Annotated in this window: 13 protein-coding genes; 4 read left to right on the top strand and 9 right to left on the bottom strand. The window is 63.6% G+C overall.

Features of this window, described 5'->3' with window-relative positions; translation table 11 throughout:
- Positions 1–58: 58 nt before the first annotated feature.
- The 5 genes from AC1A0G_RS00065 to AC1A0G_RS00045 form a co-directional block, all read right to left on the bottom strand.
- Positions 59–1,111, bottom strand: coding sequence for a LacI family DNA-binding transcriptional regulator (locus AC1A0G_RS00065; RefSeq protein WP_476526623.1), 1,053 nt, complete (start codon positions 1,109–1,111; stop codon positions 59–61).
- A gap of 29 nt (positions 1,112–1,140) precedes the next feature.
- Entirely contained in the window at positions 1,141–3,261 is a 2,121-nt protein-coding gene (locus AC1A0G_RS00060; protein WP_476526622.1) for a beta-galactosidase, read from the bottom strand.
- A 141-nt stretch (positions 3,262–3,402) separates the two neighbouring features.
- Complete coding sequence (locus AC1A0G_RS00055) at positions 3,403–4,392, bottom strand: carbohydrate ABC transporter permease (RefSeq protein WP_476526621.1); 990 nt, start codon at positions 4,390–4,392, stop codon at positions 3,403–3,405.
- A complete protein-coding gene (locus tag AC1A0G_RS00050; protein ID WP_476526620.1) occupies positions 4,389–5,321 on the bottom strand; it encodes a carbohydrate ABC transporter permease in 933 nt (310 codons plus the stop codon). The genes AC1A0G_RS00055 and AC1A0G_RS00050 overlap by 4 nt, the downstream gene beginning before the upstream one ends.
- Before the next feature lie 123 nt (positions 5,322–5,444).
- Positions 5,445–6,767, bottom strand: a complete 1,323-nt coding sequence (locus AC1A0G_RS00045) for an ABC transporter substrate-binding protein (protein WP_476526619.1) — start codon at positions 6,765–6,767, stop codon at positions 5,445–5,447.
- A 297-nt stretch (positions 6,768–7,064) separates the two neighbouring features.
- Here AC1A0G_RS00045 and AC1A0G_RS00040 point away from each other — a divergent pair, with 297 nt between their 5' ends.
- Positions 7,065–7,985 carry a helix-turn-helix domain-containing protein gene (locus tag AC1A0G_RS00040; protein ID WP_476526618.1) on the top strand — a complete coding sequence of 307 codons (921 nt, stop codon included), beginning with the start codon at positions 7,065–7,067 and terminating at the stop codon, positions 7,983–7,985.
- Positions 7,986–8,138: 153 nt separating this feature from the next.
- Here AC1A0G_RS00040 and AC1A0G_RS00035 read toward each other — a convergent pair whose 3' ends face one another.
- On the bottom strand, positions 8,139–12,311 hold the full coding sequence (locus AC1A0G_RS00035) for a thiol reductant ABC exporter subunit CydD/CydC (RefSeq protein ID WP_476526819.1): 4,173 nt from the start codon (positions 12,309–12,311) through the stop codon (positions 8,139–8,141).
- A 313-nt stretch (positions 12,312–12,624) separates the two neighbouring features.
- Entirely contained in the window at positions 12,625–14,202 is a 1,578-nt protein-coding gene (locus AC1A0G_RS00030; protein ID WP_476526617.1) for a sugar porter family MFS transporter, read from the bottom strand.
- Positions 14,203–14,901: 699 nt separating this feature from the next.
- Here AC1A0G_RS00030 and AC1A0G_RS00025 point away from each other — a divergent pair.
- Positions 14,902–16,722, top strand: coding sequence for an AMP-dependent synthetase/ligase (locus AC1A0G_RS00025; protein WP_476526616.1), 1,821 nt, complete (start codon positions 14,902–14,904; stop codon positions 16,720–16,722).
- Between the two features lie 440 nt (positions 16,723–17,162).
- On the opposite strand, the gene dapF is transcribed toward AC1A0G_RS00025, so the two are convergent.
- Positions 17,163–18,062 (bottom strand): diaminopimelate epimerase, encoded by a 900-nt coding sequence (dapF, locus tag AC1A0G_RS00020; RefSeq protein WP_476526615.1) that lies wholly within the window; start codon positions 18,060–18,062, stop codon positions 17,163–17,165.
- 72 nt (positions 18,063–18,134) lie between these two features.
- Here dapF and AC1A0G_RS00015 point away from each other — a divergent pair, with 72 nt between their 5' ends.
- Together AC1A0G_RS00015 and AC1A0G_RS00010 are read left to right on the top strand one after the other, a co-directional pair.
- Positions 18,135–18,980 (top strand): glutamate racemase, encoded by an 846-nt coding sequence (locus AC1A0G_RS00015; RefSeq protein ID WP_476526614.1) that lies wholly within the window; start codon positions 18,135–18,137, stop codon positions 18,978–18,980.
- Between the two features lie 579 nt (positions 18,981–19,559).
- Positions 19,560–20,435, top strand: coding sequence for a patatin-like phospholipase family protein (locus AC1A0G_RS00010; RefSeq protein WP_476526613.1), 876 nt, complete (start codon positions 19,560–19,562; stop codon positions 20,433–20,435).
- Between the two features lie 342 nt (positions 20,436–20,777).
- Here AC1A0G_RS00010 and AC1A0G_RS00005 read toward each other — a convergent pair whose 3' ends face one another.
- The gene (locus tag AC1A0G_RS00005; protein ID WP_476526612.1) at positions 20,778–21,074 is read right to left on the bottom strand and encodes an acylphosphatase; all 297 of its coding nucleotides are present in this window, start codon (positions 21,072–21,074) and stop codon (positions 20,778–20,780) included.
- Positions 21,075–21,609: the final 535 nt, after the last annotated feature.

Genomic DNA, 21,609 nt, shown 5'->3' with positions numbered 1-21,609 from the left:
GCACCTCCTGATCTATCAGCCTACCATTGCACCATCGTACGGTGACATTGTGCAGGACTCAGCGCGTGGAGGCGCGGGCGATCACCCTAGATTCGGTGGTGAGCAGTTCGGGCTCGGCGATACGCCCGTCGATGCGGCCGAGGATGCGCTCGACCGCGGTGGGGGCGGTCCAGTCGAGCCGCGAATCCATGCTGGTGAGCGGGATCTGCAGGTATGCCGCCTCTTCGATGTTGTCGAATCCGATCACCTGCACATCGTCAGGAATCGCGACTCCGGACGCGCGCAACGCAGCAATCGCGCCGATCGCCAACTGGTCGTTGAGCGCGACCACGCCATCGAACGGCACGCCGGCGTCGATCAGCCGCTGCGTGGCCCGCGCGCCCGCACCGATCGACCAATCCTGTTCGGTCCGTCCGATCAGCCGCGGATCGATCGCGATGCCACGACGTCGGCTTTCCTCGATGACGCCGCGCATACGCAGCTGGTAGTTGCCCTCCCGCGCATCACGCAATGCGGCCTCATCGTATTCGCCGCGCATGCCGACCACGGCCAGCCGTGTGGAGCCGCGGTCGTACAGGTATGCCGCCGCCCGCGCCGCGGCGTGCACGTCGTCGGGCGTGACATGGTCGACGATGCCCCATGTCGTGCGCGCTCCGACGACGACGAGCGGGAAATCGACGCGCAGATCGTCCGGCGCGATGTCCTCGATCTCGGACATGGACAGGATCATGCCGTCCGACACGGTGGAGTTGAAGTGGCGCAACAGGTCGCGCGCGCCTTTCGCCGACCCTTCCGCATACGTGGTGACGTAGACCGAGCAGCCGCGCTGGCGGGCCGCGTCGATCGTTCGGTTGGCGAGTTCGGCCAAGTACGGCGGGGTGAGCGAAGGCACGGCGAGCGTGATGAATCCCGTGCGCCCGCGGCTCATGTTGCGCGCCGCCACGTTGACCTGATAGCCGAGCCGTTCGATGACGGATTCGACGCGCCGGCGCGTGGCCTCGGACATGCGCCCGGACCCGTTGATCACGTTCGACGCGGTCTTCAGCGAGACGCCGGCCGCCTGCGCCACGTCACGCAGCGTCACCCGCCGTTTCTCAGCATTGTTGGTCATGCCGGCTCCTTAGTCGATGCATCGTCATCTCATCCACGGCGCGATTGTCCGCAAGGCGACGATAGCACCGTGGAGACGATGAGCACCCCGTTGCGGTCGATCGTCACCGCGCCGGACCCGTTGGATTCGCAACGGTACGCGACGACCGGGGAACCGGACGGATCGTACGCGCACGGGACCGGTTCATTCGCACGGTTGAGATAGCAGTCGAACCGGATGCCGTCGTCGCGCCGCACGGTATGGATGATGCGCGGGTCGCCGTCATGCGACGATGCGCCGAATCCCAACTGCGGAGCCAGTCGTGCGATGTCGGCGCGGTCCAAGTCACAGCCGACGTAGTATGCCTCGCCGTCGCCGTACGGATGCCGGGTGACCGCCGGCACGCCGTCCAGCTCCCATTCCGCGGCCGCCCGTCCCGCATACGTCGCCAGCACCTGCGTATCGGCCGCGACCGACGTCACGTCGTTCTGCCACAACCGGGTCACGGCGGCATTCGACAACGCGATCGCATCCGGCTCGCCGGCCACACTGGCGCCGAGGATGTTGAACTCCTGCGAGCGTATGCCGAGCAGGTCGCGCAGCAGTCCGTCGCCGGCTCCCGGGTATCCGCCGAGCCAGGTATGGAACCGTTCGTCGAGCAGTCCGGTCGCATAGCCCACGACCACGCGGCCGCCGCCATGTACGAACCGAGCGATGCGCCTCGTGTCCTCGTCGGACAGCACCAGCACGCTCGGCAGCACGATCGTGCGGTAGCCGCTCCAGTCGTAGGCGAGCGGCACCACGTCGGCCCGCTCCCCCGCGTCGAGCAGTCCGCGGTACCAGTCGCGCACGTCATGCCAGTGATTAAGTTTCATGCTCGGCAACGTCTCGGAACGCGTGGCCCACTCGGATTCGGCATGGAACAGGATCGCCGTGTTCGAGCGTTCCAGCTCGCTGCCCTGCAGTCCGGCGTCGGCCAACGTATGCAGCGTCGTGCCCAGTTCGCACACCTCGCGGAAGATCCTCGAATCCTCCCCCGCGTGCGGCACCATCGCCGAATGGAACGCCTCAGCTCCGGCCTCGGACTGCCGCCACTGGAAGAAGTTGATCGCGTCCGCTCCCATCGCCACATGCGCCAGCGCGTCGCGCACCAGCTCGCCGTGGCGCTTGCGCGCGTTGACCGGCTTCCATTGCACGGCCGACGTGGAATGTTCCATGAGATACCACGGTTTGCCGAGCGCGAGCGCGCTCACGAGCGCGTCCGAGCAGACAAGTTCGTCGAGATGCGATTCGCCTTCGTGGAAGTAATGGTCGTTGGACACGAAGTCGACCTCGCCCGCCCATGTCGCGTAGTCCATGCAGCACTGGTCGGTGGAGACCATGAAGTTCGTGGTGAACGGCTTGCCGGGGCAGATCGCGGCGATCGCGTCGCGCTCGGCCTTATAGAAGTCGAGCAGCATGTCGTTGCCGAACCGTTCATAGTCGAGCTGCTGCGCGGGATTGACCATCGCGTCGCCGCCCATGTGACGCGGCAGCAGCACCTCGTCGAACGAGTTGACGTGCTGTGACCAGAACGCGGTCCCCCACGCCTTGTTGAGCGCGTCGATCGTGCCGTAGCGGGCCTGACACCAGCGGCGGAACGCGGCGAGCGCGTCGTCGGAGTAGTCGTACCGGTTGTTCCAGCCGTACTCGTTGCCCATATGCCATGCGGTCACGGTCGGGTTGTCGCCGTAGCGGCGTGCAAGCCGGCGGCACAGTTCGAGCGCGTAGTCACGGAATACCGGGCTGGTCGGCCGCCACGACTGGCGCGAGCCGGGATGGACGACGTGCCCGTACTTGTCGCGCGGCAGGACCTCCGGATGCGCTTCGTACAGCCACATCGGCGCGGACGCGGTGGCCGAGGCGAGGTCGACGGCGATGCCGGCCGCCCCGAGCTTGCCGATGATGCGGTCAAGCCAGTCGAAATCCCATGTGTCCTCTCTCGGCTGGATGCGCGCCCAGCTGAAGATGCCCAGCGCGACGGTGTTGACGCCGGCCTCGCGCATGAGCCGGATGTCATCGTCCCACACGTCTTCCGGCCATTGGTCGGGGTTGTAGTCGCCGCCGTAGGCGATGCCACGGCCGTCCGGCGTGAGCAGCGCCGGCCAGCGGAACGGTCTGCGAGTAGTCATGATGCTGCCTTCTACGATTGTCTTACGATTATCTGACGTTGATCTTGCATAGCTGTCGTCGCTCGGTATCATACGGCCCGGTTCGACTTGACATAAGCCGGACCGGGCCTTGCGATGCGCCGTACGGCATGCGCTGACTATTTATTCCTTGACCGCGCCAGCCGCCAAACCGGACTGCCAGTACTTCTGCAGGCACAGGAACGCGATCACCAGCGGGATGATCGTGATCAGCGAACCGGTGATCACCAAGTTGTTGATCGCGGTGCCGCCGGCCGTGTTGGCCTGATCCTTCCACTGGTTCAGGCCGACCGTCAGCGGATACCAATTCCCGTCCTTGATCATGATCAACGGCAGGAAGTAGTTGTTCCATGTCGCCACGATCGTGAACAGCGCGGTGGTGACGATGCCCGGCGCCAGCAGCGGCAGGCTGATCTGCCAGAACGTGCGCAGCTCCGACGCGCCGTCCACGCGCGCGGCCTCCAGCAGTTCCTGCGGCACGGCCTGCTCGGAGAAGATCCACATCAGGTACAGGCCGAACGGGCTGATCAGCGACGGGACGATCATGGCCCACGGCGTGTTGGTGAGGTTCAGCTTGGCGAACAGCAGGAACTGCGGCACCGCCAGCGCGATGCCGGGCACCGAAATCGCGCCGATGATGATGGCGAACACCAGCTTGCGGCCGGGGAAGCGGAATTTGGCGAGCGCGTAGCCGCCCATGATCGCCAGCAGCGTCGCGCCGCCGGCGCCGGCCACCACGTACAGCAGCGTGTTCAGGAGCCAGCGGCCGAAGATGCCGTCCTGATAGGTGAATACGGTCACGATGTTGTCCCACAGCGCGAAGGTCTTGCCGAAGCCGAGGCCGAACGTGGAGGTGAAGTCGGCCTGCGTCTTCGTCGCGTTGATGATCAGGTAGACGAACGGGAACAGGCAGTATACCGCGAAGATCGCGCTCACGATGGTCAGCAGCGTCGAGCGGCGCGGATTGTTGACGTTCGCGAACCCGGACTTCGCCGCGCGTTTGCGTTCGGCGGCCTCGTCGCGTGCGATGCGCCTCTGACGCGCGCGTTCGGCGCGTTTCGCAGCTTTCTCTCGTGCCTCGTACGACAGGGATGCGGTGGTTGCGCTGCTCATTTCATCTGCTCCTTCATGCTCTTGAGCTGCACGATGTACGCGATGACCATCGTGATCACGGCCATCGTGATCGCCAGTGCGGCCGCGTAGTTGCTTTGGCTGCCGGTGAAGCTCAGGTTATAGGCGTACATGTTCGGCGTGTAGTACGTGGTGATCGCGTTGCCGGGGACCATGTCCTGCATGATCGACGGTTCGTTGAACAGCTGGAACGAGCCGATGATCGAGAAGATCACCGTGATCGCAAGGCTGCCCTTGAGCTCGGGCAGCTTGATCTTCCTGACGATATCCCATTCGCTTGCGCCGTCGATGCTGGCGGCCTCGTACAGGCTGTGCGGGATCGTGGACAGGGAGCTGTAGAAGATCAGCATATTGTAGCCGGTGAACTCCCAGGTCACGATGTTGCCGATACTGGCGAGCAGCACCGAGGGCACCAGCACGTCGAAGTTCGTGCCGAGCAGGTCGTTGATGCTGGCGACCAGACCGTATTTCGCGCCGTACATGAAGCTCCAGATCATCGTGGAGACCACGGCGGGCACCGCGTACGGCAGGAACGTGGAGATGCGGAAGAACCTCGTGCCGTGCAACTTCATCGAGTCGAGCGCGAGGGCCATCGCGGCGGCGAGGAACAGCATAATCGGCACCTGCACGACCGTGAACATGGCCACGCGGCCGACCGACGACCAGAAGTTCGGGTCATGGAACAGCCGCACGTAGTTGGCGACGCCCACGAACTTCGTGCCGCCGATCATCTTCTTCTGGAAGAAGCTGATATAGATCGCGTACAGGATCGGAACGATGAAGACGAATACGAAGACCACGGCGAACGGCCACATGAACTTCCAGCCACGCCAGTCGGCCTTGTGCTTGTTCACGCGGGCCTCGGGCGAATGGGCGGTCCCGGCCGGCGCGTGTATGGTTTGATCAGACATGATCACTGCTTTCCTTCAAGGAATGAACGGGATGATGGTTCCGGACATGACGAGGCGGGGACACCGGGAGCATCCCCGCCTTGCCGTTATTGTGCTATGCGATTGGGCGAGATCCTCGCGGGATTACTTGACCGTGACCGTGTAGCCCTGATCGGTGCCGTAGTCGGCCAGGGTCTTGGCGTATGCCGCGATCGCGTCCTTCAGGGTCTTCTTGCCCTGGAACGCCGGGACGACGTCATCGCCGTACTTGGACTGGGCGTACGGGTTGTACGGCAGGTACTGGAATGCGCTCACCTTGCGTTCTGCGGCTTCGACGAGCACCTTGTTGACCTGCTGGCCGCCGAAGTACTCGTTCTTCTTGGACTGGAAGTCCTTGTCTTCAAGCAGCTTCGTCGTCGCGGGGAACGTGCCGTGGTCGGCCATGACCTTCGCGCCATCGCCGTGGGTCAGGAACTCGGCGAACTTGTAAGCCGCCGCGGTGTTCTTGGACTGCGAGGTGATGGCCAGCGCCGAACCACCATCCTCGGAGGACGCCTCATCGCCCTCGTTCCACTGCGGCAGCTGCGCGACGCGCCAGTTGCCCTTGCCCGCAGCCGCGCCGGTCTCGAGATCCGTGGGCATCCAGGCGCCGATGGTCAGCGATGCGGTGGTGCCGTCGCCGAGCGAACGGTACCAGTCATCGGTCCAATTGGTGATCTTGGGGTTGATCAGATCCTCGTCGATGAGCTTCTGCTGGAGGGCGATGTACTTCTGGATGCCTTCGTCGTTCATGTCGATGGTGATGTTCTCGCCATCGACCTTGAACGGCTGGGAGCCGGCCTGCCACACCTGGGCGAGGAACGGCTGGTAGTCGATGCTGTTGGCGATGTAGTAGTCGCCGCCGAGCGCACGGACCTTCTTGGCGGCCTCGTAGTAGTCGTCCCAGGTCTTGATGGCCTCGCCGTCCACGCCGGCCTTGTCGAAGACGGCCTTGTTGTAGAAGAAGACCTCGGGGCTGGAATCGATGGGCAGGGCGTACGGCTTGCCTTCCTGCAGCATCTTGGCCCACGGACCGGCGGCGAAATCGTCCTTGAGCTTGTCCGCGCCGAACTGGGACAGCTCCACGACGCTGCCGTCGACCACGAACTGCGGCACGGTGGCGTCCTCGAGCATCACCACATCCGGAGCGCCCTTGCCGGCGGCGATGGCGTTCTGCAGGGCGGTGGCGGTATCGGCACCGGTGCCGGTGCTGGAGTACTTGACCGTGATGCCGGGGTTCGCCTTCTCGAATGCGGCGATGGTCTCCTTGATGCCGTTGCCCCATCCCCAGAACACGACCTCGCCCTTGGCGTTCGCGGTGTCGGTGTCGACCGTGGCGGACGACTCGCCGCCGTTGCCGCACGCGGCGAGTCCGATGAGCGTGGCGATCGCGGCCGCCGAGGCAATGAACTTCTTCGTATTGCGCATGATGCGTCTCCTTATTGTGTTGTCCGCAAAGACCGTTCTTTGCGGCTTGTTCGAGTGCGTACCTTGTGGTACACCGCCGTACCAACACCCCAAACGATACACAGTTGCACCACAGAACGGAAAAGAGTCGCAAAAGACTGATATTCCAACGTTTTACGGTATGTTTTCACCAAAACCAGCATTGTAAAAAATCGCCAAAAACCACATAAAAACCGACAATGAATGGTGTAACCTGAAGGCAAGGCCAGACGCCTCGCACCATCGCGCGAACACCTCGTCATTCGGAAGGCATCGCTCATGCAACACACGGCACAGCGCAACCGGCACACGGTTCCCACCATCATCCATCCGGTCGAGAAGGGCGTCATCTCCGCGGAATCGACGTTGCTCATCACCGTGCCGTCGGGCGAGGCGCAACGTGGACTGCTCTACCCGCTGCGCGTGGGACGATTCACCTATGCGCCGGGATTCAGGCTCGAACGGCAGCGGTTCGACAGCTTCCTGTTGGGAGTCGTGACGGAGGGGACGCTCCACGCGACGATCTGGGACGATACGGAGACGATGGAGACGATACGGTATGACGCGCATCCGGGTGATGTTTTCCTGTTCGACACGTACCGTCATCACGAGGGAAGCACGGACAGTCTTACCAGAACCAGCATGGTCCACTTCGACGGCGTTTCGGCCCGCATCTACTACGATCGCATCACCGCCATTGCAGGCGCGGTGTTTCCCATCGGCAACACCGCGTTCATGGAGAACTCCATCGACCTGCTGCTGGACACGTATACGCAGGATCGTCCCCAGGCGGACATCATTGGCGCCAGAATACTCACCGATCTGCTGACCGAACTGGCACTTCGTTCCACGGACCATGGCGACGACGATCTGCCGGCGATCCGCGAAACCATCGGGTTCATCGACGGTCATTTCGCCGATCCCCTCACCCTTGCCATGCTGAGCCGGCGCGCGATGATGAGCGAACGTCAGTACCTGCGCAAATTCAAGGCACTGACCGGGGTTACGCCGCACGAGTATCTCGCGTCACGCCGAATGGACGAGGCGAAACGACTACTGTCGTCCACGACCATGCCGATTCGGGAGGTGGCTCGCGCCGTGGGATATCCCATTGCGAACGCATTCACCGCGGCTTTCAAACGCCGGACGGGCATGACCCCGGCCGCTTTCCGCGCATCGACCCTGTCAAGTAACCCCTGAGCGGGGCACATCGGTGAAAACATCTTGCAATCGCCCTGCCTAGGCGCCCTTGCGCGGGGCGAATCGATGAGAACACCTCGGATTCGCCCCATCTGAGAGCCCCGAAACAAGGCAATCCGATGACGGCACCGTGGATTCGCCCCGCCCGAAGGGTCAGAAGCGTACGACGTCGTCCGCGATGCGCATGGCGGACTCGCGGTGGGAGACAAGCACGATCGCGGCGTCGCGCTCGGCGGCGAGCGCGTTGATCGACTGGAGGATCACAGCCTCGTTGAGCGCGTCGAGACGGCTGGTCGGCTCATCGAACAGCACGAGGTCGGCGTCGCGCAGGAAGATGCGGGCCAGGCCGATACGCTGGCGTTCGCCTTCCGACAGCCGGTCGCCGAGTTCGCCGACGGTCGTGTCCAGTCCGGCGGGCAGCGAGTCGATCAGGTCGAGGACGGACGCCTCGCGGCAGGCGTCGCGCAGACGGTCGTCGATCGACATGCCGGCGGCAGTCTTGCCGGTAGCGGTCTTGCCGTCGCCATCGTTGTCATCGCGGCTGTTGCCGGCGTCGTGGACGCCGTCGGGCAGGGCGATGAGCAGGTTGTCGCGGATCGTGCCGTCGAACAGCGCGGTCTCCTGACTCATCATGGTCTGCACGCGGCGACGGTAAGCCGCGTCGATCTGTGGCAGGGATTCGCCGGAGAACGTGACAGTGCCGGATTGCGGGTCCCAGTAGCGCATGAGCAGTTTGAGCAACGTGGACTTGCCGCGGCCGGACGGCCCTTGGATGCCGAGGATGCCGGAGTGCGGGATGGCCAGCGAAACATCGTCGAGCACCGGCTTCCCCCACTCCCCCTGATAGGGGGAGCTGTCAGAAGAGCTGACTGAGGGGGTCGAAAGACCACCACGACCAGATGGTCCAGTTCCAGCCGACGTTACTTCCTGCTGCGGTGAAGCAGAAGAGCTTTCGCCGCTTCCCGCATCCTCCTGCTTACGCTTTTCTCGGAGAGACTCCTCTTTTTCCTGCTCCCCCTGATAGGGGGAGCTGTCAGCGGAGCTGACTGAGGGGGTCAAGAGGCTGCCACGCCCGGAGTGTTCATCCCCGGTCGGATAGGCGAAGGCGACGCGCTCAAGCGCCATGCCATCGTATGCGGGGGTTGCAGTGCCGGTCTCACTCACGGCCGGCGTTTCGTCCATCAGCGCGAACAGGCGACGCGCGGCCGCGAACGTTTGCGTCAGGTTGGCAGGTAGTGCGCTCAACGCAAGCGTCGGGCCGAACGAACTGGCGAACAGCACGAACGCAATGGTCAGCGCCGGAGCATCCTTCGGGGTGCCGAGACCGAGCCAGACCGCGAGCGCGGCCGCAGCGACGGTCAACGCCATCACCAATACCATGCCGATACCGGCGAACCCGCCGTTGACGCGGCTCAGTCGCGCATGCTCCTTCCACAGCGCCTTGGTGCGCGCCACGATGTTCGCGGCGCGTTCCTCGCCACGGCCGAAGCCGATGATCTCGCGCAGGCCGCGCATGTCGTCGAGCACCACGTTGTCGAGGTCGGACGCCTGATGGCGGATGACCGGTCCGAGGCTTTGCACGTTCGTGGCGAAGAACTTCGGCACGACCACGCCGATGATCAGATGCGAGACGACGAGCAGCAGCGCCATGGCCGGGCTAAGCGCGAGCAGCACGATCGTATAGATCACGGTGGTGGCCACGGCGATGACGACCGGCGAGATGGTGTGCGCGAAGAAAATCTCGAGCAGTTCCACGTCGGTGGTGATCAGCGCGATCAGGTCGCCCTTACCCTTGCCGGCGAGCTTGGCCGGGGCGAGGCGACGCAGCGCGGCGAACGCCTTGGAACGGAACAGGGCGAGCAGCCGGAAGGCGACGTTGTGGTTGGAATACTGTTCGATGTAGCGCATCACGCCGCGCAGGATGGCGCAGATGACCATCGCTGTGACGGCCGGGGCGACGCCCATATCGAGCGTCGGCCATCCGCCGCGTGCGAGCAGGGAGAACACGGCGAGCATGCCGAACACCGGCAGGAAGGTGGCCGCCAGATGGCCGATCGCTCCGGCCACGCTGGCCAGGGTCATGATCGGCGTCAGCGGCCGGGCGATCCGCAGCAAACGGGCGATGACGCCGCTCAGTTTGCCTTGAGAGGCAGCGATGTGCGAGTCCTCCGCAGAATCGTCAGCCCCCTGCTCCCCCTTCGAGGTGGAGCTGTCCGCTTCGGCCGGGGTGTCGTTGCCGAAACCGGTTTGCTCCCCCTTCGAGGGGGAGCTGTCGGCGAAGCCGACTGAGGGGGTACCAACGCCTTCAGCGCGAACCTCCTTCACCCCCTCAGTCCGGCTACGCCGGCCAGCTCCCCCTTCAGGGGGAGCAACCATCTGGGTGCGTTCATCCCACTCGGCCTGCGTGGCAACACTCCCTTCAGGGGGAGCAATGCTGGAAGTCATGGCTCCATCGCGCCGGCTGACCTGTTCGATCTGCTGCTGCGCATGATGCAAACGCGCGTATTCACCGTCGATGCCAATCAGGCCGCGGTGCATGCCGCTCTGCACGACCTCGCCGTGGCTGAACACCACGATCACATCGGCATGCTCGGCGTTCGCCATGCGATGCGTGATCATGATGACCGTCTTGCCAACCTTCGCAAGATCGTGGATCGACTCGAGGATCAACGATTCGCTTTCGACGTCCACGCTGCTGGTCGCCTCGTCGAACACATAGACCGGGCTGTCGTGCAACAGAGCGCGCGCGATCGCGATGCGCTGGCGCTGGCCGCCGGACAGGTTCGCCGCATCCGGTTCGATCGTCATGTCCAATCCGTTCTGCTGTTCGCGCACGAAATCGTCGATGCGGGCGCGGCGCAACGCATCCCACATCGCGCGTTCCGCGCTCTCCCCCGCCGGGCCGCGGTAGGCCATCGCGAGATTGTCGCGCAGCGTGCCGGCGAACAGGTGGCTGCGCGCACCGACCAGCGTGACGGTATCGGTCAGCGATTCGGCCGCGATGTCGCGGATCTCATGCCGGCCGCGCATGTCGAGCAGGGCGATCGAGCCGGTGTATCCGGTCAGCGTGCCGGCCAAGAGCGCGGCGGCCGTGGACTTGCCGGAGCCGGACACGCCGACGATCGCGGTCACGTGGCCGGGATTGGCCATGAACGTGATGTCGGTGAGTGCCTTCTCGTCGCGTTCGGCGCTCTGGTCGTCGTCGCCGTGGTAGGAGAAGCCGGCGTGGTCGAACGCGACGACCGGGGCGAAACGGCGATCGTTCGCAAGCGTCACATCGCCGTGCTTGGGTTCGGGCGCGTCAAGCAGTCGGAAGATGCGCTTGGTGGAGGTCATGCCGTTCATCGCGACGTGGAAGTACGAGCCGAGCTGGCGCAGCGGGATGAAGAAATCGGCCGACAGCAATACGACGAGCAGCACGCCGGCCAGCGACAGCGACGTCTCGCGGCCGCCGGCGAACACGAATCCCTGCGCGTACTGCCACAGCGCGACGCCGATGCCGGCCGCGGTGCCGCCGTAGGCGACCAGATCCATCGACGACAACGATCGCAGCTGGATCTGCAAAACGCGCATGGTCATGACGCGGAAGCGTTCGGCCTTCTCGTCCATCTCACGGGCGGCTCGTTCGTCGGCGTCGAAGATCTTCAACGTTTCGAGCCCCTGCATGTCGTCGAGGAACGTGGCACCCATGTCGGTGTAGCTGCCCCAGTATTTCTTGAACATGCGGGCGGCGCTCATGGCCACGAGCCCGACGATAAGCACGATGAGCGGAGCGCATACGAGCAGCGTCGCGGCCGTGGGCATGTTGACGGGCGCGAGCACGGCGAACAGGGTGACGGGCGCGAGGATCGCATAGAACAGCTGAGGCAAGAACAGCTCGAAGAAGCTTTGGATCTGTTCGACGCCCTCACCGGCCGACTGCACGATGTCGGAGGTTTTGACGCGGGTTGCATACGATGGCCCCAGTCGCAGCATCTTGCGATACAGCTGCTCGCGCAGCCCCAGTTTGACGCGTTCGGCCGCCTCGGTGCCCAGTCCCGCGGCGATGCGCGTCATCGCGTAGCGCACGATCGCGCAGATGATGAATACGGCCGCATACATCGCGATCGATCGCGGCGACAACATCACATCGGTCAGCCCATACGGGTTCGAAACGCAGGGCGCATCCCATTTCGCCATCCCGCCGTAGCAGAACTTCGGGCCGAACTGCTGGAGCAGCGATCCGAGCAGCGACACCAACGCCAGCACGAATCCGATATTGGCCAGCAGCGACACCCACATGCACGCCACTTTGCCGGCCACGAGCTTCCCAAGTCCCGGAGCCATCCGGAACAACCGCTTGTCGATCATCTCCCGCCTTCCACACAACAGCACGCCGCACCGCACCCATCGCACGGTGCGCGTCATCGCACAATCAAGTCCGTGGTCAACCCTAACAACCGTCGCCCGTTTTCACCAGAGGCAATTTCGCGGCGTATCTCACATCAGGCCAGCGCCAAGTCTTCTGGCCGTGCCACACATATACGAAACCGCCGTCTGCAATCGTATGCGCAAGCACACGTTCGCAAACGGCGACAATCAATCACACACAGCGAGCGGCCGGCGATCGGCCGTCAGTCAGGCAGCCAAAGCCATCATCTCAGCGTTGCTTCTGCGCGGCGACGAGCGCCTCGGCCGCGGCCTTCGTGGCGATCGCGCGCTCCTTGGCACGACGGGCGCGGGCCAGCTCGGCCTCGGCGGCCCTGATGTCGGCCTCGGCCTGGCGCAGGTCGGCAGTGGCGCGCACCACCTCAAGCTGCGCGTTGGACTGCTCGGACTTCGGCTTCCACAGCTCGGCGATCTCCTCGAGCGTCTTGTCCTTGGTCTCGGGCACGAACGTGACCACGCCGAGGAAGCACAGCAGATTGGTGCCGGCGAACACGAGGAACGTGCCCATGCCGCCGATCGAGCTGATCAGCACCGGCGTGAACTGGCCGATCGCCCAGTTCGTGGCCCACAGGAACACGGTGCAGATGCCGGTGGCGCGGCCGCGCAGGTAGGTCGGGAACAGCTCCGGGATCATGATCCACGGGATCGGGCCCATCGAGAACGCGAACGCGGAAGTGAAGCACATCACGAAGATGAGCATGAGCAGCTGGTAGTTGTTGGCGTACGCGAAGCTGATGCCGAGCGCGAACAGGACCATGAGGCCCGAGCCGACGGCCATGAGCTTCTTGCGACCGGCGGTGTCGATCAGGTACATGCCGACGACGGTGAACACGAGCTCGATGCCGCCCACGCAGGAGGACGCGAGGAATTCGGTGTTGCCGCCGAAGCCCATGTCCTTGAACATGACCGGGCCGTAGTAGCTGATGGCGTTCATGCCGATGGCCTGGTTGAAGATTGCGAGGAAGATGCCGATGAGCAGCGCCTTACGCAGGCCCGGCTTGAACAGGTCGGAGAACTGGGCGTTGGCCTTCTTCTCCTCGGCGATCTGGTTCTGGATCTCCTCGACGTCGTGGCGCGCCTTCTCGGTGCCGTTGATGCGCTCGAGCACCTTGAATCCCTCTTCGACCTTGCCGGCCTGCACGAGGAATCGCGGTGACTCGGGGCTGAACCACAGCGCGGCGAAGAAGATCGCGGCCGGGATCGCGCCGATACCGAGCATCCAGCGCCAGCCGATGTTCACGCCCCAGTCGTGCGAGCCGGAGGACGCGATGAAGTAGTTGATGACGTTGGTCAGGAAGATGCCGGAAATCGTCAGTAGCTGGTACGCGCTGGTCAGTGCGCCGCGGATGTTGGTCGGCGCGGATTCGGTGATGTAGGTGACGGCGAGCGCGGCGGCCAGACCGATGCCGACGCCGCCGATGATGCGGGCGAGGATCAGCGTGGCCGGGCTGAACGTGAACGCGGACCACAGCGCGGCGACGAAGAAGAACGCGGCGCCGAACATGAGCAGCTTGCGGCGGCCGTAGCGGTCGGACAGGAAGCCGGAGAAGCCGGCTCCGATCACGCCGCCGATCATGATGGACGAGATGACCATGCCCTGCAACGCGGGGCTCAGGGAGTACTTGGTCTGCAGGAAGTCGATCGCACCGGAGATGGAGACGGTGTCGTAGCCGTACAGCAGACCGGCGAGGCCGGCGCTCAGCGCGAGGCCGACGATGTAGCGGCCGGAGCCGCGCTGGTTGCGCTCGTCGCCGCCGAGATCGACGGCGGCATCAGTGGAATTGCTCATGGCAAATACCTCATCATTATTGCTTATTGTGCCCGCGGGGATGCCGCGAGCGTCTCTCTTCCGTTGATTGTTCGGGCTATGTCGTCATTGCCGTACAACGATGTTTTTGTTAGCGCTCACAATCAATATCAGAGCGTAATAGTAATACATTTTGCGAACAACACAAATCACGCGTGTCACAAATAAGGACGCAATCGCACATACCATCACACGCAAGCGCAAGTCACCACGCGCCCCGCCGCCATCGGCACAGAGTCCGAGCACCGTACGACCACCGCCGATCACCACCGCCGATCGCAACAGTCATCGGCGATCATCGCACGGCCGGCCACACCTCGTCCCGGAGCCCTCCGTCATTCCGCCTTATCCACGCACCCATTTTGTATCCACATACAAACCGCGCCGAGCAAATTCGTGACGCCGCACAACGCACCGCAACCTACGCCGCCGTAAGTTATATGACGGAACCAAAGAAAACGTCAACATATCGTCAATATCAACCTACTACTTTGTCGGACTTAATGTGATGGCTTTGACGCTCCCCCAGTCGGCTTCGCCGACAGCCCCTCAGCCGAGGGGGCCGAGAATAAAAACGCGTCAATTTAAGTCCGACAAAGTACTACGTAGCCGGCAGCCGCCGGCAACCGCACACGCAATCATCAAGCGACCAACCGTCGCGGAAACGGACCACGGCACATCATGCGCACCGAATACACCACCCCCGGCTCGATCGTCGTACGCGACGACGAAACCCTGTACTCACTGCTCACCGACCGCATCGCGCGCACCGGCGAAGACACGATCATCGCCTCGCGCAAGCTCGGTCCGGGCCGCTGGGACGACATCACCACCGGCGAATTCCACAAGCTCGTCCTCGCCGCCGCCAAGGGCCTCATCGCGTTCGGCATCGGCAAGGGCGACGCGGTCACCCTGTTCTCCGCCACCCGCTACGAGTGGGGAGTGCTCGACTTCGCACTCGCCGCGATCGGCGCGGTGAACGTGCCGATCTACGACACCGACTCCGCCGCGCAGGCCGAACGCATCCTCAACGATTCCGCCGTCAAGCTCGCCATCGCCGACGACCGCGAGCGCTTCGACCGTCTCGACTCGGTCAAGGACCACTGCCCGGCCTTGAAGCAGATTTTGATGATGGACGGCAACGCGCTCGGCGCATTGCAGGGCTTCGGCGTCACCGTCTCCGATGAGGAGCTGGACGAACGCATCGCCTCGGTGCGCGCCGACGACCTCGCGACGATCGTCTACACGTCCGGTTCGACCGGCGCCCCGAAGGGCGCGGAACTCACGCACCGCAACTTCCTGTCGATCGTGCGCGCGGGCTACGAATGCCTGTCCAAGGTGATCTGCGACAACCATCCGCGCCTGCTGCTGTTCCTGCCACTCGCGCACTGCTTCGCACGCTACATCCAGTACTGCTCGATCGGCTCCGACGACGGCGTGGTCGGCTACCTGCCGGACACGCGTTCGCTGCTGCCCGATCTGCGTTCGTTCCAGCCGACGTATCTGCTCGGCGTGCCGCGCGTGTTCGAGAAGGTGTACAACGCGGCCTCGCAGAAGGCCGGCATGGGCTTCAAGGGTCGCCTGTTCGCGAAGGCCGTGGCCGCGGCGCGTGCATGGTCGCGCGACGAGCAGGCCGGCGTGCCACATTCGGCGAAGGCGATCGCCGAGCGGGCGACGTACGAGGCGCTTGTCTACCGTACGATCCGCGGCGCGCTCGGCCCTCGCATTCGCTACGTGGCGTGCGGCGGCGCCCCGCTCGACCCCGATCTCGCGCACTTCTACAACGGCATCGGTCTGCCGATGATCCAGGGCTACGGCATGACCGAAACGGCCGCCCCGTTCACCGTGACGCGCGTGTCCGACAACGTGATCGGCACGGTCGGCCAGCCCGCGCCCGGTTCGTCGGTGCGCATCGCGGACGACGGCGAGCTGCAGGTGCGCGGCGAGAACGTGTTCCGCGGCTACCACAACCTGCCGGAGAAGACCGCGGAGACGTTCACCGAGGACGGCTGGCTGCGTACGGGCGACTTGGCGTCGATCGACGACGAGGGCCGCGTGACGATCACCGGACGCAAGAAGGACATTATTATTACCGCCGGCGGCAAGAACGTGTCGCCGATCCCGATGGAGCAGGAGATCGTCAAGTGCCCGATCGTCGAGCATGCGGTGGTGGTGGGCGACCAGCGGCCGTTCATCGGCGCGCTCGTGACGCTCGACCCGGACGGGCTGGCCGCGTGGCTGCCGGCGCACGGGTTCGCGGCCGATCTGCCGATCGCGGACGCGGCCCAGCTGCCGGACGTGCACGACGAGATCCAGCGCTATGTGGACAAGGCGAACGCGACCGTGTCGCGCGCCGAATCGGTGCGCAAGTTCGTGGTGCTCGACCAGCAGTTCACGCAGGACAACAAGTGCCTGACGCCGTCGTTGAAGGTGGTGCGCCCGGCCGTCAACCGCGTCTTCGCGGATGTGATCGACCACGAGATCTACGCCGGCAAACGCTGATTGCATGAGCGGCCAGGTGGCGCACGGTGTATGGGATCGCGCGTTGCGCGATGCCGTATTGTCGGCGGCTCCCGCCGCAAGTACCCCACCCGTCAGCTTCGCTGACACCCTCCCCTAAAAGGGGAGGGACAACCTTGCCCTCCGATAATTGACTGCCGCCGGACAGCACCCTCCCCTGAAAAAGGGGAGGGACAACTCAAGGCGAATAATCCAACGCGTCATTGCCAGCCCCCTTAAGGGAGACAACTCACAGGAAGGACGCGACAGCAGGTCTTGCCGCTCTCTCTTTCGGGAAGCGGCCGGCCTTTCCCTCCCCTCTTAGGGGAGGGTGTCAGCGAAGCTGACGGGTTGGGGTACTGCGGCGCAACGCGCCGCCAGCAACCAGCATCGCGCGAAGCGCGATCCCATTCCCAAGCCGTCTCCGCATCCCAAACCACGTCTTACAGCAGTTCGATGCGGCCGACCAGCGTCGCCGCGCCGGTGAGTTTCACGTCCTCGTCGGTCACGTCGACGCGCAGCGTGCCGCCGCGCACGGTGATCGTCCAATGGTCGATGCCGGTCTTGGCACGCAGCGTCACGGCGGTCGCGCACAGTCCGGTGCCGCACGAGAGCGTCTCCCCGCAGCCGCGCTCGTTGACGCGCATCGTCGCCTCGCCGACATCGTTCGTCTCGTCCATATCATCGATACGCACGAACTCGACGTTCTGATCGGACTCGAGCACCGGACTGACTTCCGGCTTGGTCACCAGATCAAGCTCCTCGACCGTGGGCAGCGTCGCGAACGAATCCTCGATCACCGCCACCACATGCGGGTTGCCCATGTCCACGAACGTGCCGCGCGCCGAACCAGCCGTACCGGGGATCGTCACCGTGAACGCGTCCGTCTCGCCACGCTTCCACGCGCCCATGTCCACCTGGAACACGTCCTTGCCGAATCCGGCCACCTCACCCAGCGCCGTGAGCGTCTTCACGCCGGCGCGGGTGCCGAGCCTGAACGGTGCTCCCCCGGCCGCCTCCGCATAGCCCTGCCGCTGCGCGAACAACGCGGTCGCGCGCGTGCCGTTGCCGCACATCTCGGCCAGACTGCCGTCCGCGTTGCGGTAGTCCATGAACCACTCGGCACCGCCGGCCGCAGCTTCGGCGACCTGTTCGGCGGTCAGATCGGACACGTCGGCCGGATGTGCGAGACGGATCAGACCGTCGCCGCCGATGCCGAAATGCCGGTCGCACAGGAAGCGCACCTCGTCCGGCGTGGGTTCGTATTCGCCGTTCGGATCGGCGTAGACGACGAAATCGTTGCCCGTGGCATGGGCCTTGTATACAACCTGCGGAATGCTCATGGCTTTACTCTAGCGTGGGATGCGCGGAGTACTCTAGTGAACGTCCACATATCTTTTGCAGGAGGCAGCGGCATGGCTTCGACGGCACCGATCGGCGTATTCGATTCCGGACTGGGCGGCATTTCGGTGGCACGGCAGATCATGCACGACATGCCGCATGAGCGCGTGCTGTATTTCGGCGATTCCGCGAACGCGCCGTACGGCACGAAAACGCCGGAGCAGGTGCGCGCACTGAGCTTCGCGATTGTGGAACGATTCGTGCGGCAGGGTGTCAAGGCCGTGGTGATCGCGTGCAATACGGCGACGTCGGCGGCGGTGAACGATCTGCGCGAACGGTATGATATGCCGATCATCGGCATGGAGCCGGCGTTGAAGGTGGCGTGCGACCGCGGCGACCGCGCGGCGACAAGCGTTGCGGCGCATGGCGATTCGGCCGGTGACTCGACCGATGGCGCGACGGTGATGCACACGCCGCAGCGGGTGATCGTGGCCGCGACGCCGCTGACGTTGCGCGAGCACAAGTTCGCCGCGCTGATGGACCGGTTCAAGTCCGAGAACACGATCTTCCCCGAACCGTGCCCGGGCCTGGTGGAGATCGTCGAGCACGGGCAGCTCGGCGATCATGATCTGGTGATGCGCACGCTGCACGGCTATTTCGACCAGTATGATCTCTCCGCGATCGACTCGATGGTGCTCGGCTGCACGCATTTCGTGTTCTACCGTGATTATTTCCGCGAGCTGCTGCCGGCCTCGACTGCGATCATCGACGGCAACGAGGGCACGGTGCGGCATTTGGGTGTCGTGCTCGAATCGCTCGGCAAGCTCGCGCCGGATGATGCGGCCGGCGGTGTGGAACTCGCCAATTCCGCCCCGGGCGAGCGTATCGCGACATTGTCGCGCGAACTGCTTGGCCGCTAGACGCGTAAGCGGGGCGATTCCGCCACGGTTTCGGTGATCCGCCCCGCTACGAGTGGTGTTTGCGGGGCGGATCACCGATATTCTCCGGAACCCGCCCCACTGACGACATCGATTCCGGGGCAACTCACTGATATTCCTGCGAATCACCCCGCCAAGCGTCTCAATAGCGGGGCATGTCGCGGATGATTTCCGGACCCGACCCGTTACGGACACCGTCGACGGGGCGAGTCACGGGATTCTCTGGGAAACGCCCCGCTGGGCATAGCGGCTGCGGGGCAAATCGATGACGATCCCGGAGCCAGCCCCGCTGACGGCACCGGTTGTGGGGCAACTCACGGATATTTCCGAGGACCACCCCGCCAAATATGTCGATAGCGGGGCAAATAACGGATGACTTCGGTGATCCGCCCCGCGAACGTCACTTGTAGCGGGGCGGATCATGGCGGATATCACCGAATCGCCCCGCATATGCCGCATTTTCGTAGAAACCGCATAATTCCGAGGACCGATATGCCGGTTTGTCCCGGCTGGGTACGTAAGCTCGGACGCGATATCGGCACAGCATGAAGGGGAATTGGCATGGCTGACAACACGCAGACGCATCAGACGCGGCACAAGACGGCGCTGATCGACGTGGGCGGCGGATTCCGCGCGATCTTCGGCGCGGGCGTGATGGACCGCTGCCTTGAGGACGGCATCGCGTTCGACCACTGCTACGGGGTTTCGGCGGGCAGCGCGAACATGGTCTCGTTCATCTCCGGCCAGCACGGCCGCAACCACAAGTTCTACACGGAGTACGCGTTCCGCAAGGAGTATGCGAGCTTCGACTCGTTCGTGAAGAACCACAATTTCGCGAATCTCGACTACGTGTACGGCACGCTGAGCAACCACGACGGCGAGTATCCGGTCGATTACGCGGCGTTCGAGGCGAATCCGACCGGATTCACGGTGATCGCATGCGACGCGCGCGACGGTTCGGCCAAGTATTTCGATAAATCGGACGTGCATTACGACGATTTCGACATCATGAAGGCGTCGAGCGCGGTGCCGGTGGCATGCGAACCGTATGTGATCGACGGGGTGCCGTATTTCGACGGCGGCATCGCCGATCCGGTCCCGGTCCAGAAGGCGCTCGACGACGGCTACGACCGCGTGGTGCTGATCCTGACCCGACTGAAGGACGTGCTGCGCGAGCAGAAGAAGGACATCGCGCCGGCGCGTATCCTGCGCCACTCGTACCCGGCTGCGGCCGAGCGGCTGATGGAACGCTACAAGACGTACAACGACGAGGTGGCGTTGGCGAAGGAGTACGAGCAGGACGGCCGCGTGCTCATCCTTGCGCCCGAAAGCCTGTACGGCCTGTCGACGCTGAGCAAGTCGTTCGAGGGTCTGGAGCGCATGTACCGCGCCGGCTATGCCGCCGCCGAAGCCATCCCCGCGTTTCTCGCGAGCTGATTGACCGTCCGACTAGTACTTTATCGGGTTTAATGCGATGGGTTTGACGCTCCCTCAGTCCGCTTCGCGGACAGCTCCCTCGGCCGAGGGAGCCGAGAGTAAGCACGCGTCAGCTTAAGTCCGGTAAAGTACTAATGCTCTGTCGGATCTGAACTGGCATGTTTTTATTCTTGGTTCCCTCGGTTGAGGGAGCTGTCGGCAAAGCCGACTGAGGGAGCGTCGAATCCATCAGTCACTGCGTGACACCCCCTGACAGGGGGGGAGCCGAGAATAAAGAACACGTCAGCTTAGGTCCGGTAATATACGGCTCCGGTCAAAAACCGATAAGTGAGTTATCGCTGCTTAGCAATCGCTGCGAACTCGGAACGCGCCGCGCTCGGCTTCGACCGGAATCTCGTTCACGGCCACGTGCGCGACGCGCGCCCAATCCGGTCCGACCTTCAGCCACGAGATCATCTGCGCGATCTCGGCCGGCTCGCCCTGCGCTTCGACCTCGACCGACCCGTCAAGCCGATTGCGCACCCAGCCGCTCACACCGATCTTCCGCGCCTGTTCGACCGTGTAATACCGAAATCCCACGCCCTGCACCAGACCCGTAACCACGGCACGCACACGAATGACGTCACTGACCTCAGTCATGTCCCTCCTCACCTGCGCCGGTTGGCGAGCGGCTCGCCATGGGCGTAGCAGCGCACGTTATCGAGCGCAATCCGAACAAGAATGGCGTTTCCATTTCGCTCATTCTGTTATTCTAGAAATGTGTCAATGAGGACACCAAGTTTCTCCCCCAAATTCCGCCACGTAATGCGGATGTCCGTACTACTTAAATCTCATACTGACCAGAAAGTCTAACAATGTCTCCCCTACGTCATCTACATCTACGCAAAAAAATTATTCTGTATGTCTCATACATATGTGTCATATGTCTACTGGTTCTACAACCTATAAATCACCCAGCGGAGGCATATGAGCTAAACGGATATAAGTGGGCAAGCCCCACACAAATAATAAGCGCTTATTCGGATGTGAGCGGAAATTATTGAGGCTTCTGCTGTTTTCGTGGGTTAGTTTGTTGGTGTTGGTAGTTGGATGTTGAGTCCGCCGCATCGGAGCATGACGAGGCTGATGAGGTTGGTGACGTGGTGGAAGCCGTAGGCCATGCGGATGGTGACCT

This window comes from Bifidobacterium sp. LH_230, assembly GCF_056357555.1.
This window is presented reverse-complemented; position numbering and strand designations above follow the sequence as displayed.